This is a genomic window from Georhizobium sp. MAB10 (assembly GCF_045012825.1).
Taxonomy (GTDB): domain Bacteria; phylum Pseudomonadota; class Alphaproteobacteria; order Rhizobiales; family Rhizobiaceae; genus Georhizobium; species Georhizobium profundi.
This window is the reverse complement of sequence record NZ_CP118314.1, coordinates 3,060,233-3,073,954: the sequence shown is the minus strand read 5'-3', so window position 1 is coordinate 3,073,954 and position 13,722 is coordinate 3,060,233. Positions and strand designations below refer to the sequence as shown.

13 protein-coding genes are annotated in these 13,722 nt (G+C 61.9%); 7 read left to right on the top strand and 6 right to left on the bottom strand.

The genetic code is table 11. The features are described from left to right. Positions 1-253: 253 nt before the first annotated feature. Positions 254-1,306 (top strand): porin, encoded by a 1,053-nt coding sequence (locus PU133_RS14740; protein ID WP_126010836.1) that lies wholly within the window; start codon positions 254-256, stop codon positions 1,304-1,306. A 212-nt stretch (positions 1,307-1,518) separates the two neighbouring features. Here PU133_RS14740 and PU133_RS14735 read toward each other — a convergent pair whose 3' ends face one another. Both PU133_RS14735 and PU133_RS14730 read right to left on the bottom strand, forming a co-directional pair. After that, a complete protein-coding gene (locus PU133_RS14735; protein ID WP_404862293.1) occupies positions 1,519-2,451 on the bottom strand; it encodes an alpha/beta fold hydrolase in 933 nt (310 codons plus the stop codon). After that, entirely contained in the window at positions 2,448-4,547 is a 2,100-nt protein-coding gene (locus PU133_RS14730) for a transglycosylase SLT domain-containing protein (protein WP_404862292.1), read from the bottom strand. Before PU133_RS14730 ends, PU133_RS14735 begins: the two co-directional genes overlap by 4 nt. A gap of 329 nt (positions 4,548-4,876) precedes the next feature. Here PU133_RS14730 and dapA point away from each other — a divergent pair, with 329 nt between their 5' ends. Together dapA and smpB are read left to right on the top strand one after the other, a co-directional pair. Then, positions 4,877-5,758 carry a 4-hydroxy-tetrahydrodipicolinate synthase gene (dapA, locus tag PU133_RS14725; protein ID WP_404862291.1) on the top strand — a complete coding sequence of 294 codons (882 nt, stop codon included), beginning with the start codon at positions 4,877-4,879 and terminating at the stop codon, positions 5,756-5,758. A gap of 12 nt (positions 5,759-5,770) precedes the next feature. Beyond that, complete coding sequence (gene smpB, locus PU133_RS14720) at positions 5,771-6,244, top strand: SsrA-binding protein SmpB (protein WP_126010834.1); 474 nt, start codon at positions 5,771-5,773, stop codon at positions 6,242-6,244. An 8-nt stretch (positions 6,245-6,252) separates the two neighbouring features. On the opposite strand, the gene PU133_RS14715 is transcribed toward smpB, so the two are convergent. The 4 genes from PU133_RS14715 to PU133_RS14700 form a co-directional block, all read right to left on the bottom strand. Then, positions 6,253-7,143 carry a GNAT family N-acetyltransferase gene (locus tag PU133_RS14715; protein ID WP_404862290.1) on the bottom strand — a complete coding sequence of 297 codons (891 nt, stop codon included), beginning with the start codon at positions 7,141-7,143 and terminating at the stop codon, positions 6,253-6,255. A gap of 119 nt (positions 7,144-7,262) precedes the next feature. Beyond that, complete coding sequence (locus PU133_RS14710) at positions 7,263-8,111, bottom strand: hypothetical protein (protein WP_404862289.1); 849 nt, start codon at positions 8,109-8,111, stop codon at positions 7,263-7,265. A 160-nt stretch (positions 8,112-8,271) separates the two neighbouring features. After that, positions 8,272-8,991, bottom strand: a complete 720-nt coding sequence (locus PU133_RS14705) for a uracil-DNA glycosylase (RefSeq protein ID WP_404862288.1) — start codon at positions 8,989-8,991, stop codon at positions 8,272-8,274. After that, positions 8,988-9,569: an NYN domain-containing protein gene (locus PU133_RS14700; RefSeq protein WP_404862287.1), complete on the bottom strand. Its 582-nt coding sequence runs from the start codon at positions 9,567-9,569 to the stop codon at positions 8,988-8,990. Before PU133_RS14700 ends, PU133_RS14705 begins: the two co-directional genes overlap by 4 nt. Positions 9,570-9,754: 185 nt before the next feature. Here PU133_RS14700 and rpoZ point away from each other — a divergent pair, with 185 nt between their 5' ends. The 4 genes from rpoZ to acpS all read left to right on the top strand — a co-directional run bounded on the left by rpoZ (position 9,755) and on the right by acpS (position 13,622). Further along, positions 9,755-10,171, top strand: a complete 417-nt coding sequence (gene rpoZ / locus PU133_RS14695) for a DNA-directed RNA polymerase subunit omega (protein WP_126010830.1) — start codon at positions 9,755-9,757, stop codon at positions 10,169-10,171. 113 nt (positions 10,172-10,284) lie between these two features. After that, complete coding sequence (locus PU133_RS14690) at positions 10,285-12,534, top strand: RelA/SpoT family protein (RefSeq protein WP_404862286.1); 2,250 nt, start codon at positions 10,285-10,287, stop codon at positions 12,532-12,534. A 96-nt stretch (positions 12,535-12,630) separates the two neighbouring features. Continuing rightward, on the top strand, positions 12,631-13,221 hold the full coding sequence (locus tag PU133_RS14685) for a DUF2062 domain-containing protein (RefSeq protein WP_404862285.1): 591 nt from the start codon (positions 12,631-12,633) through the stop codon (positions 13,219-13,221). Further along, complete coding sequence (gene acpS, locus PU133_RS14680; protein ID WP_404862284.1) at positions 13,218-13,622, top strand: holo-ACP synthase; 405 nt, start codon at positions 13,218-13,220, stop codon at positions 13,620-13,622. The genes PU133_RS14685 and acpS overlap by 4 nt, the downstream gene beginning before the upstream one ends. The last annotated feature ends 100 nt before the right edge of the window (positions 13,623-13,722 follow it).

Here is a 13,722-nt window from a genome sequence, read left to right as displayed (position 1 = left end):
TCATTAATCATCTTTTAAGGGGTCGATGGGCCCGCGGCGAAATCGTGGCTTTTGTGCAACAAGGCCATTCCATAGGGGCCACATTCATGCCCAAAAGCGGAAATGCCGATTGCTTCAAATGCGCCGCCGCGTATTTTCAATCTCGGAAGCGCGGACAGCAAGTCCAACTTCTCTTGTTGGGGATGGGGCAGGGAAAGCTGTCCTTCAGCAAAATACCCAGACCCGTTTGAAACTTTTGACTGGAGGTCAGAAAATGAACATTAAGAGCCTTCTTCTCGGCTCCGCTGCGGCTCTGTTCGCAGTTTCTGGCGCCCAGGCTGCTGACGCGATCATCGCTGCTGAGCCTGAGCCCCTGGAATACGTCCGCGTCTGCGACGCTTTCGGCACTGGTTACTTCTACATCCCCGGCACCGAGACCTGCCTTTCGGTCGGCGGTCGTATCCGCCTCGACTACGGCTTCGGCGACAACGGCCTGACGAACGCTGTCACGGACGAAGAAGGCTGGGCAAAGCGCTCGCGCGCTTACCTCTACCTCCGTTCGGCAACGGACACCGAGTGGGGCCCGCTGACGACCTACACGGAAATGCAGTTCCAGATCGACAACAGCACGTACCGTAACAACGCTGCTGCTTTCGATGGCAACCTCGGCGCAACGGCTGTTGCACGCCTTCCGTTCGCAACGATCTCGCTCGGCGGTCTGACCATGGGCAAGAGCGAATCCATGTTCACGCAGTGGACGGATTACGCTGGCTCGGTCATCAACGATGGTATCGTTGGTTTCGGCCCGTTCGACGCTCAGCTGATCAGCTACACCTATGACGCCGGCAACGGCTTCTCGGCAATGGTCTCGATCGAAGACGACATCTCCACGGGCCTGGGCTACATCCCGGACGTCGTCGCTGGTGCTAAGTACGAAGCTGGCGCATTCGCTCTGTCGGTTGTCGGCGGCTACGACGAGAACGAAGACGAAGGCGCAATCAAGGCTCGCCTCGACGGTTCGTTCGGCGGCTTCTCGGCCTTCGTAATGGGTGGCTACTCCACGAACGAAGCTGGCAACCGCTTCGCCAACTGGAACGGCGACTGGGCTGTTTGGGGCGGTCTGTCCGCTCCGGTCACCGAGCGCATCACCTTCAACACGCAGCTTTCCTACGATGAGCAGGAAACCTTCGGTGCTGTTGGTAACCTCGTATTCAACGTTGCTCGCGGCTTCGACGTCACGACCGAAGTTTACTACGCTGACGACTTCGCTGTCGTAGGCGATGCCGACGAAATCGGCGGCACGATCCGCTTCCAGCGCACGTTCTAATCGGTTCCTACCGGTTTGATGGAAAGGCCCGGCAGCAATGCCGGGCCTTTTTAATTTGATGATCTCAGGCAGTTGGGGGGAGAGCATCGTTGAGAAAGTGGTTCTGGCCAGTACTGGTCATCGCGGCACTGATCGTAACGCTCACGCTTTGGTTCAGCTGAATCGGACGTCAGGCCGCGAGGGCGCGAACGCTTGAAAGACGCTATGCGGGCTTAGAGGGAGGCGCGCGCCAGGAATTGCGCAATTGCGGCGGGAATGCCTGCACTATGGGGCAGGGGGGCATGGCCTTGCCCGGCGACGACCAGGGTTTCCATCCCCGGGTGCCGCTTCTCCATCTCCGTCACGGTCGTCTGCGACAAAAGCTGAGAGTTCTCGCCGCGGATCGTCATGACCGGCACATGCGCCAGCGCATCGAATTGCGGCCACAGCGTCGGAAGCTGCGTGTTGAAGTCGATCGCATTGAGCTGCTTGACGATCGCCTGATCGAAGTCGGAAACGATCTTGCCTTTGCGTTCGACATAGATGGCTTCGGCCATCTCCCGCCAGTCGCCTGGTCCAAGCGCCGGAAAAGCCTTTTCGTGCGCTTGCTTCAGGATATCGACCGCCTGCTCCCAATCTTTCGGTTGGGGAAGGCGGGTCAGGTAGCCGCGGATTTGCGCAAGCCCCGCGCCTTCGATCACAGGCCCGGCATCATTGAGAATGGAGGCCGCAATCATCGTGGGCCGTGTTGCGGCCAGCAGGTGGATGATCAGCGCACCGCGTGACGTGCCGAAGAAGATGGCCCGTGGGACGTCGAGTGCGGCCAGCGCGGCCTGAACGTCGTCTGTCTCGACTGTGAGCGAATAATTGTCGGCATTCCTATCGCGATCCGACTCGCCACGCCCGCGATAGTCGAGGCAGATGACGCGGCGAGGCTCGATCGCAGGCGCCATCGAGCCATTGCTGAACAACGTCGCAAATTGATGGAAATCGCGGGCGTTACGGGTGAGACCCGGAAGGCAGACGATCGGCAAGTGTCCGCTGCCGGCTGGCCCACCGTAATCGCGCGCGTGCAGGCGCAACCCATCCGCCGCGGTGATCGCGACGGACTTGAAGCCGTCTGGGACGGCAGCCGAGGTTGCGTTGCCTTTGATCGTTTGGCTCACGTGCGCCCGAAGCGCAGATCATGGACGATGTCGGTTTGTGCACCGAGCCGCGTCTTGTAGACCTGGTAGTTCTCCATGACGCGCTGCACGTAGTTGCGCGTTTCCGGGAACGGGATGCGCTCGATCCAGTCGACGACCTCTTCGATCGACTTGCCACGCGGATCGCCGTAACGCGCGATCCACTGGGGCACGCGGCTCGGACCGGCATTGTAGCCGATGAAAGTGAGGATGTAGGAGCCGCCGAAGTCGGCGATCTGTTCGCCGAGATAGTGGGCGCCGAGCGTTGCGTTGTAGCCGGCGTCTTCGGTGAGACGCGCCGGTGCGTAGGACAGGCCATGGCGGGCCGCCACGCCTTTTGCCGTTCCGGGCAGAAGCTGGAGCAATCCGCGGGCATCCGCGGGCGAGACGGCGGCCTTGTTGAACTCGCTCTCCTGGCGCGCGATCGAATAGGCGAGCGCCTTGCCTGAGCTCGAAATGTTCGCGCTCGGCGGAATCACGCCGATCGGGAAGGCGAGTGCGGCCACATCGACGCCGCGATAGAACGCGGCCTTGCCGACGCGCAGCGCGGTCGTGTGGTCGCCACGCGATTCGGCCATATGAGCGAGCAGTGCCAGTTCGCCGGGGCTGTCGATCTGGTCGGCAAGGGCTCGATAGAGAAGGTTCGCACGGCTCTCATGGCCCGCATTCTGCAAACGGCGAATGGCAGTCGCTGCCTGCCGGCTGGCGAAGCGGTCACGTTCAGCCTGGGTGGGAGAGGGGTACGCGACGCTCAGCGCGTTGCGGCCGATCTTTGCGGCGGCAAGCTGGCCATAAAACGTTGTCTGGTGTTGTGCGGCCGCGGCGTAATATTCGCGCGCGTTGCCGGGTCCGCCTGCCTCAGCCGTGCGACCAAGCCAGTAATAGGCACGCGACGTGGATAGCGGACGGTTGGAGATCTCGCGGATCCGCTGGAAGTGCGTGTGCGCGGCAGACGGGTTATTCAGCGCCCGCAGCGCGTACCAGCCCGCATGGAACTCCGCATCGACGCGGTCGACCGCGCCTTCGGCCAGATGGTTGCTGACGATGCGGTAGGCGAGGCTTGAATTGCCGGCATCCATGACGCCGCGTGCGACGATGCGCTGCTCATTCCACCAGGCATCGGGTTCGATGATTGCGGCCTTATCGCGCGGGGCGCTCAGCAGCAGTTCAGCGGCTTCTGTATATTTGTCCTGCTGGCGCAGATAGCGGATGCGCGCATGTAGATAGCTCGGATCGCGGTGCCAGGATCTGTCGACCGCGTTAAGCAATGCACCTGCGTTCGGTGCACGCTGGGCGATGGCAGCCCGTGCGCGGAAGAGCGAGTTCGCTTCGCCCTTCGACGCGAAGCGCTCGGCCTGGGAAACGCGGTCGCGATAAAGCAGCATGTCCATGCGGCGCTTGTGATCGGCGACGGTGAGGATGCTGTCGAACTCGCGCAGGAAGAGGTTTTCCTGGTTGGTGTTCATCGTGTCGTTTTGCCACGCCCGAGAAACGAGCGCTTTGGCACGGCCAAGATCACCCTTCTGCTTCAGCGCGCGGGCAAGCACGATCACGCCCTCCGGCGTCGTCGGATCGCTATTGGCAAAGGCGGCGATGACCTGGTCCGGATGCGGGTTCTCTTCGTGAAGGGCGCGCTCGGAATGGCCACGCAGCGCGTCGAGACCCGGCCAGCCCTGAAGCTCGCTGGCAGCCGCCGCGATCTCGCGCGAGGGAACGCCCTTGGCGCCGGAAAGCGCGATGGCCCAGGTGAGGATCTGCCGGTCGAGGCTGCCTGCCGGCATGCTGTCGCGCACCGAGCGGGACACCGTCACGTCGCGGCCGATCGCGTCGAGGCCGCGCTTCAAGGCTGCGCTCGCAGTGCCTGATGTTTCTGCCGGGCTCGTCGGCCGCAGGATCGCACCGGTAATATCGCCTGCCGAAGGAGCCGGAACTGCCTGATACCCGGTGGCGACGGTGGCCATGTCAGGTCGGAACACGGGCATTGGAACCGTGCTCGGCGGCACGAACTGCGCTTGCGCTGCCGTCGAGGATAGAGCCACGAGCGTTGCGACCAGGAGAATAGGCGTCTTGTTCGGCATGATCAGGTGCGTCTCTAACGATGAACTCGGAACTGATTGCCCGTCATGTGGCCACACAGGACCACATTTTTCCGGGTTTGAATGATCGTGCCATGGCATCGGTGAAGCAACGGTTAATCAATGGTTAGGTCTCACGCTTAAATTGTATCGAAAACCCTCTGAGAACAGGGCGCCTCGGAGCTGAAATCGGGCTTTGCCGTGCTTGCGGCGCATTCCGCACGCGACTATGGTGCGCCGCTTCGATCCGGCGGCACCAACCGCTTCGTGAGAATGCATAGCACAATATGGCCAAAGCATGGGATGCTTTCGGCCCGCCTCCGGGAGCCGTAATGTTCAAGGGATCCATTCCAGCGCTTGTGACGCCGTTCGACGACGATGGGGCCATCGACGAGAAGGCTTTTCGCGCTCATGTCGAATGGCAGATCGAGGAGGGCTCGACAGGCCTGGTCCCGGTCGGCACCACGGGTGAGTCGCCGACGCTGTCGCATGAGGAGCACAAGCGGGTCATCGAACTCTGCATCGAAGTGGCTGCCGGGCGCGTGCCGGTCATGGCGGGGGCAGGGTCCAACTCCACCCACGAGGCCGTCGATTTCGCCAAACACGCCGAACAGGCCGGTGCCGATGGGATCCTCGTCGTCACTCCCTATTACAATAAGCCGAACCAGCGCGGTCTTTACGAACACTATGCCGCGATCGCGCGCGCCGTGACGCTGCCGATCTTCATCTACAACATTCCGGGCCGCTCCATCATCGACATGCTGCCGGAGACGATGGCGCGGCTTCACGCGGAGTTTCCGCATATCGCCGGCGTCAAGGACGCGACGGCGAAGGTGGATCGCGTCTCCGAGCAGCGCGCCGCCTGCGGATCGGAATTCATCCAGCTGTCCGGTGAAGATGCGACGGCGCTCGGCTTCAATGCCCATGGTGGCGTCGGCTGCATTTCGGTAACGGCCAATGTCGCGCCGCGCCTTTGCGCGGATTTCCAGTCGGCAATGCTTCAGGGCGATTTCCGCAAGGCGCTTGGGTTGCAGGATCGGCTGATGCCGCTCCATCGGGCTCTGTTCATTGAACCGAACCCGGCGGGTGCCAAATATGCGTTGTCGAAGCTCGGCCGCATGAAGAATATCCAGCGCAAGCCGCTCGTGCCGGTCGAGGCCTCGACGGCGGAGCGTCTGGATGAAGCTCTGCGTCACGCCGGGCTTACAAACTGATCGGGACTGAACATGGCTAAGCCGGGTACGCCGGCGCGCAAGATCGTTGCGGAGAATCGCAAGGCGCGTTTCAACTACGAAATCGTCGATACGTTCGAAGCGGGGCTCGTGCTGACGGGCACTGAGGTGAAGTCGCTGCGCGAAGGCAAGGCGAACATCGCTGAATCCTACGCCACGGAGGAGGGCGGTGAGCTGTGGCTCATCAACTCCTACCTGCCGGAATATCTGCAGGCCAACCGCTTCAACCATGAGACCAGGCGGCGTCGAAAACTGCTACTGCACAAGAAGGAAGTCGATCGCCTGTTCGCCTCGGTGAACCGGGAAGGCATGACGCTTGTGCCGCTGAAGGTCTATTTCAATGAGCAGGGCCGCGCGAAGCTGGAACTGGCGCTCGCCCGCGGCAAGAAGCTGCACGACAAGCGAGAAACCCAGAAGCAGCGCGACTGGCAGCGCCAGAAATCCAGGCTGCTGCGCGACCACGGCTAAGCCGTAATCTAGATCCGGGCCAGTTCCGGTAGCCGGCCGATCCTGCCCTTGGGCGATGGTCGGCCGAGCGAAAACAGTATTCCGGCTGCTTCGTCCGTCTCCGACCGTTCAAGCTTTTCTGAATCCTCGATGGTCAGCCAGCCCTGCGGGTTGAAGCCGAAGCTCACCGTTTTGATCGGCCCGCTCGCCAGCATCGGAATGTGGTCCATGATGGTGATTTTGCGGGGCGTGACGATGTCGCAAATGTGCAGGTTTGCTCCTGTCTGCTGCACGATCACGATGGCTTCGGCGTCGATCAGACGTTTTGCCGTGAGCGCGCGGTGGCTGAGATGCCAAAGCAGGATCGGGTAGTAGTCGACCGCGCTGAAGTCTTCGCTGAGTTCGATCGCCTCGCGGCATGCGCTTCTGAGCAGCGCCCGGTCATCGGCCGAGCCTATGTCGAGATCGACTGCTGAGACAAGCGAGGGAAAGGCCGATACCGGCAGCTGGAACTGCCACTCGGTGATCCTCTCGAAACCAAATCTCGGGTAGATGGCGGCGGTGTCGGAGACGGCGAAGATCAGCGTCGTGCGGTTGTCGAGCGGCGGGAGCGCCAGAATATGCTCTATAAGCCGGCGCATATGACCTTGGTTGCGCCGATCCGGCCGGGTTGCGATGGCACCAAGCTGGTAACCCGCGGAAATCGCGCCATCGACCACAAAGCGCATCGACATGCGCCCGACGGTGGCGATGATCTCGTCGTTTTCCATGAGCGCGAAGGCCGTGTAGTCGTCGCCCCACCCGCCGCGATCGGCCCAGGGCCTGAACTGTTGCTCGCCGGAAACCTGCGTGATGAACGCTACGTAGCTGTCGTGCAGCCCATGGTCCCGCGGACCTATCTCCACGAGCGCAGTTTCCATGACGGGAAAATCTCGAGGGAATGTAACAAGCATATCGTTACACCATTTGCTGTGCCGTAGCTTGCGAAATCTGGGGGTGCCGCGGCTCGATCCGCGACACCCAGGCACTTATCGTGCGATCACTGCAGGCCAGCCTGTTGCACCAGGTTGCACAGCGCGTCCAGGTCCGGGGAATATGCTTCCCGCGGCGAAAGCACTTGCCGGCAGGTCAGGAGCACCTTCTGCCGGTCGCTCGCGGACATGTTGTTCCAGCGGTCGATCATGCCCTGCATTTCCGGCGTGCCCGGAACGCCAGGGCTGCCCGGCGTACCGGGTGTTCCAGGGGTGCCTGGCGTGCCAGGGGTGCCGGGTGTACCTGGCGTTCCAGGAGTTCCGGGCGCACCCGGCCCACCGATGCCGACATCCACGCCGGCGTCGATGCCGTCATTGCCGCCAATGGAAACGCCGCCGCCGGCATTGATCCCGCCGCCGCCGCCAATCGAGGCGCCCACGCCAGCGTCGACGCCGTTGCCGCCACCGATCGAGGCACCGGCGCCGGCGCCGATACCGTCGCCGCCGCCGATCGAGGCACCGGCGCCTGCGCCGATACCGTCGCCGCCGCCGATCGAGGCGCCGGCACCTGCGCCGATACCGTCACTTCCGCCAACGGAAGCTCCGGCACCTGCGCCGATCCCGTCACCGCCGCCAACCGAAGCTCCGGCGCCCGCGCCGACACCACCTTCGCCGCCAACGGATGCGCCAGCACCGGCGTCCACACCGTTGTCGTCGCCGACCGATGCACCGACGCCGGCTCCAATGCCGTTGTCGCCGCCGATGGAAGCGCCGACACCAGCGCCAATACCATTGTCACCGCCGATGGAAGCGCCGACCCCGACGCCGAGGCCCTGTGCTGAGAGAGGACCGGAAGAAGCCAGAAGAACCGCCGTCATGGCGGGAACGAAGAATGCAGTTCGTGATGGTTTGATCATCAGAATACCTCCGCTTGCCGCGTGGACATTCACGCTGCTAAGGGGACGCGATGCGGCGCGCATTAGTTGCAGAATGCATGCACGCACAGCTTGTGCTGATTAATCGCCTCTTAATCCTGCCGCCAGATTCCGTCTCATAACGAAAATCGCCCCTGGAATTTCAGGGGCAAACGGTGCAGCCGGCAATGATCGTTGAAATTGCCCTGTCTTGCTGCCGCAAGCGATCATGGGCGGAACGAAAGACGTCCTTGAACATCGACTCCGTCAAACGCCCGGTATTGGTGTTGTATCGCGAGCAGTGGTAGCTCGCGAGCAGGTCGACCTTGCCGATCTGGCTGCAAGCACCATGGCCGAAGGGATGATCGGCAACACGCGCGCCGAGGGTCCGCACAGTTGAATCATGCGCGATTTTGCCGAGCGTCACGATCACGCGTAGCGCCGGCATGTCGGCGAGGCTTGCGGCGAGGAACGGTCGGCACGTGGCGATCTCCGCGCCCACCGGCTTGTTTTCCGGCGGAACGCAGCGGACGGAGTTGGTGATCGCGGTCCGCACCAGAGTGAGCCCATCATCGGGCCGCGCCTGGAATTCTCCGGTCGAGAAGCCGAATTCATTCAGCGTCGCATAGAGAAGATCGCCGGCATAGTCGCCGGTGAAGGGGCGCCCGGTCCTGTTGGCCCCTCGAAGCCCCGGTGCAAGGCCAACGATCAGAAGCTCGACGGCGGATGGTCCCTCCGGCGGATAGAATGTCGGCACCGGTGCGTTGAACCAGTCGGAATGAACCGTTCTCTGCTCAAGAATAAAGGAGCGCAGGCGAGGGCAACGTGGGCAATCGCGCGGTGGGTCGATCGGAAAGGCGAGGCCGCCTTCGGCAGCACTCAATGGTCGTCGTCCTCGTCATGGACGGGTTCGACTAGACGGACGGGCCGCTCCGACGGCGCACGGCCAATCTCGGCTTTCAGCGAGACGAGGTCGATGAAATGATCGGCATGGCGGCGCAGATCGTCGGCGATCATCGGCGGCTGGCTTGCGAGCGTGGAAACGACCGACACCTTGCGGCCGCGCCGCTGGAGCGCATCGACCAGCGACGTGAAGTCGCCGTCGCCCGAGAAGATGACGAAATGATCGACCGTATCGGCCTGCTCCATGGCATCGATGGCAAGCTCGATGTCCATGTTGCCCTTGATCTTGCGGCGCCCGGACGCGTCGGTAAATTCCTTGGCCGGCTTGGTCACCACCTTGTAGCCATTGTAGTCGAGCCAGTCGATCAAGGGACGGATCGACGAATATTCCTGATCTTCCACCAGCGCCGTGTAGTAATAGGCGCGCAGCAGATATCCACGCTTCTGGAAAGCGACGAGAAGCTTCTTGTAGTCGATGTCGAAGCCGAGACTGCGTGACGCTGCGTAGAGATTGGCGCCGTCGATGAAGAGGGCGATCTTCTCGCGGGGGTCGAACATGGGCATGCGCTTTCGAAACGAATGAACGAATGATCAGCGCAGCGGCAAAATAAACGAGATCGGCACTGAAAACGACGCGACCGACCCCGGCGCTACGCCAGGAGCCATAACTCCCTTGAATTAATACAGCCCAGAAGGTATGGAAAGCCCAATCCCGCAAATTTCATGTTCGCAAAGGACAGGCAATGGCCCGTGTCACAGTCGAGGATTGCATCGACAAGGTCGACAATCGCTTCGAACTCGTTCTTCTCGCCAGCCATCGCGCTCGGCTGATCTCGCAAGGCGCTCCCATCACGATCGATCGTGACAACGATAAGAATCCCGTCGTTGCGCTCCGTGAAATCGCCGACGAGACCCTGTCGCCCGGGGACCTGAAGGAAGATCTCATCCACTCGCTGCAGAAGCACGTCGAAGTCGACGAGCCGGAACCCGATCATTCCGCACAGTCGACCGTCGCGCCGGAGGCCGGCCTTGGCGAGACCGTCGATGCCGCTTCCGCCGAAGACGAGGAAGACAAGATCAACTTCGACCAGATGTCGGAAGAAGAACTGCTCGCCGGCATCGAAGGCCTTGTGCCGCCGGAGAAAAACGACGACTATTGATTTGCGCGGACGGTTTGCCGTCCCCATTTCTTCATGATGGATTGGCGCCGGTGGAAGAGGGGAAATCTCTCTTTACGCCGGCGTCTATCGTTTAACCGGAGCACGCACCCAAGATGATGCGCCAGTACGAGCTCGTCGAGCGCGTGCAACGCTACAAGCCTGACGTCAACGAGGCCTTGCTCAACAAGGCTTATGTTTACGCGATGCAGAAGCATGGCAAGCAGAAGCGGGCAAGCGGCGATCCCTACATCTCCCATCCTCTCGAAGTCGCCGCGATCCTTACCGATATGCGGCTCGACGAATCGACCATCGCCGTGGCGCTGCTTCACGACACGATCGAGGATACGACTGCCACGCGTGACGAAATCGATGGCCTTTTCGGCGAGGATATCGGCGCGCTGGTCGAAGGCCTGACGAAGATCAAGAAACTCGATCTCGTCTCCAAGCGCGCCAAGCAGGCCGAAAACCTGCGCAAGCTGCTGCTGGCCATTTCCGACGACGTCCGCGTTCTTCTCGTCAAGCTGGCAGACCGCCTCCACAACATGCGCACCCTCGACCATGTGCCGCCTGAAAAGCGCGCACGCATCGCCGAGGAAACGATGGATATCTATGCGCCGCTTGCCGGCCGCATGGGTATGCAGGACATGCGCGACGAGCTGGAGGAGCTTGCGTTCCGCCACATCAATCCGGAAGCCCACGACACCGTCACCAAGCGCCTGTCGGAGCTTTCTGCGAAGAACCGCGACCTGATCCGCACCATCGAGCAGGACTTCACCGCGCTGTTCACGAACAACCAGTTGAAGGCGACGGTCACCGGCCGGCAGAAGAAGCCCTATTCGGTGTTCCGAAAGATGCAGTCGAAGTCGCTCTCTTTCGAGCAGCTGTCGGACATCTATGGCTTCCGCATCCTGGTCGACGACATTGCCTCCTGTTACCAGGCGCTCGGCGTCGTCCATACCCGCTGGTCGGTCGTGCCCGGACGGTTCAAGGATTATATCTCCACGCCGAAGCAGAACGACTATCGCTCCATTCACACGACGATCGTCGGGCCATCGCGCCAGCGCATCGAACTGCAGATCCGCACCTACCGCATGCATGAGATCGCCGAATACGGCGTTGCGGCGCACGCACTCTACAAGGACAATCTGAAGGGCGGTGGCGATCTTCTGACACGCGACAGCCGCGCCTATTCCTGGCTCCGCCACACGATCGAGCAACTGTCCGAAGGCGACAATCCGGAAGAATTCCTCGAACACACCAAGCTCGAGCTTTTCCAGGACCAGGTCTTCTGCTTCACGCCGAAGGGGCGCCTGATCGCGCTGCCGCGCGGCGCGACGCCGATCGATTTCGCCTATGCCGTCCACACCGATGTCGGCGATACCTGCGTCGGCTGCAAGATCAACGGGCGTATCATGCCGCTCGTCACCCGCCTGAACAACGGCGACGAGGTCGAGATCATCCGGTCCGGCGTTCAGGTGCCACCGCCGGCCTGGGAAGAGATCGTGGTCACGGGCAAGGCCCGCGCGGCCATCCGCCGGGCGACCCGTGCTGCCGTGCGCAAGCAATATGCCGGCCTCGGCTTCCGCATCATCGAGCGCAATTTCGCTCGGGCCAACAAGCAGTTCACCCGCGAGCTCTTCAAACCTGTGGTCCACCGCGTCGGCCACAAGGATGTCGAGGACGCGATTGCCGCCGTCGGTCGTGGAGAATTGTCGTCGCAGGACGTCCTGAAGGCCATTTATCCGGAACACATCGAAGATCGTACCGCCATCACCAAGGCGGCAGCGGATGAAGGCTGGTTCAACCTGCGCAGCGCCGCAGGCGTCATCTTCCGTGTCCCCGGTGCGCGCCGCCTCAACGGTGCCTCGGCCAACGGCCCGTCGGCATCGGGTGGGGAAGGCGAGGGGACCAACGAGCCGCTCCCGATCCGCGGCGTCGACCAGAATGCCCGCGTGGTGTTCGCACCGGCCGGGGCCGTCCCGGGCGATCGAATCGTCGGCATCATGAACGACGACAAGGAAATCACGATCTTCCCGATCCAGTCGCCCATGCTGACCCGGTTCGACGACCAGCCAGAGCGCTGGATCGATATCCGCTGGGACATCGACGAGGTGCGAAAAGTCCGGTTTCCGGTCCGCATTCTCGTCAATGCACTGAACGAGCCAGGTTCGCTGGCGGAGATGGCCGAGGTAATCGCCGGCCGCGATGCCAACATTCGGACATTGTCCACCGTCAGGGTCGCGTCCGACATCACCGAGCTTCTCATGGATATCGAGGTCTGGGATCTCAAGCAGTTGAATCAGCTTTTGATGCAGCTTAAGGACACCGCGTGCGTTTCGACTGCTGCGCGCGTGTATGAGTAGCGGTGCGCGCTTCCTTTCAGGAAGCAGCTGCCGCGAGGTCGGACAGCGGCATGGCATTGGTGCAAGAAGCCATGCATAGGGACTTCAAGACGCCACATGCTCTTTCGTAGACGCAAGAAGCTCAGCCTTTTGGAACGGTTGCGCCTGTTCGTATGGCCGCAGAAGTCCTTCGCCCGCTCCATGCGCTATCTCGGCAAGCGCGTGCTTCGGCTGAACGCGACGCCGCACGCCATTGCAGCCGGTGTCGCAGCAGGCGTTATCGCGTCCTGGACACCGCTGATCGGCTTCCACTTCGTGCTGTCCTTCGCGCTCGCCTATGTTTTCGCCGGCAACATGATCGCCGCTGGCATCGGCACGGCGTTCGGCAATCCGCTGACCTTTCCCTTCATCTGGGCGTCCACATTCAAGCTCGGTCACATCATCCTCGATCGCGGCAAGCAGGAGGTCGAGCATGTCTCGATCAATCTCGGCGATCTGCTGAGCCGTATCGACTGGACCCATCTCTGGCAGCCGATTCTTAAACCCATGCTCATCGGCAGCATCCCACCGGCTTTCGTATCGGGCGTCTTCTTCTATGGGCTGACCTTCTACAGCGTTCGCGCCTTTCAAAGGCGCCGCAAGCGCGTGCTCGCCGAAAAGGCTGAAGCGCGGGCGAGTGCGCGTTCCACGGCAGGAGCGCCCTTGTGATTGTCGGCATCGGCAGCGACCTGATCGACATCCGTCGGATCGAGAAGACGCTCGAACGCTTCGGCGACAGGTTCATCCAGCGTTGCTTCACCGAGGTGGAGCAAGCCCGTTCCGAACGCAGGAAGGAGCGTGCAGCCTCCTACGCCAAGCGCTTCGCCGCCAAAGAGGCCTGCTCGAAGGCACTTGGCACCGGGCTTTCGATGGGCGTCAACTGGCGGGAAATGGGCGTGGTGAACTTGCCGGGTGGCAAGCCGACGATAGAGTTATCGGGCGGCGCTGCCAAACGTCTTGCCGATCTTCTGCCGGAAGGTCACGAACCCGTCGTTCACCTGACCATCACCGACGACTACCCTCTCGCACAGGCCTTCGTGGTTATCGAAGCCCGCCCTTCCGGCAGTTAGGCCCGCGACATGCTGCCGCGAAGCCTGCATCGCTTTGTTGCCGGTCTCAAGCGAAGAGGTTAAAGAAGTCGCCCGGAGGCACTTGAGCAGCCGCCACGCC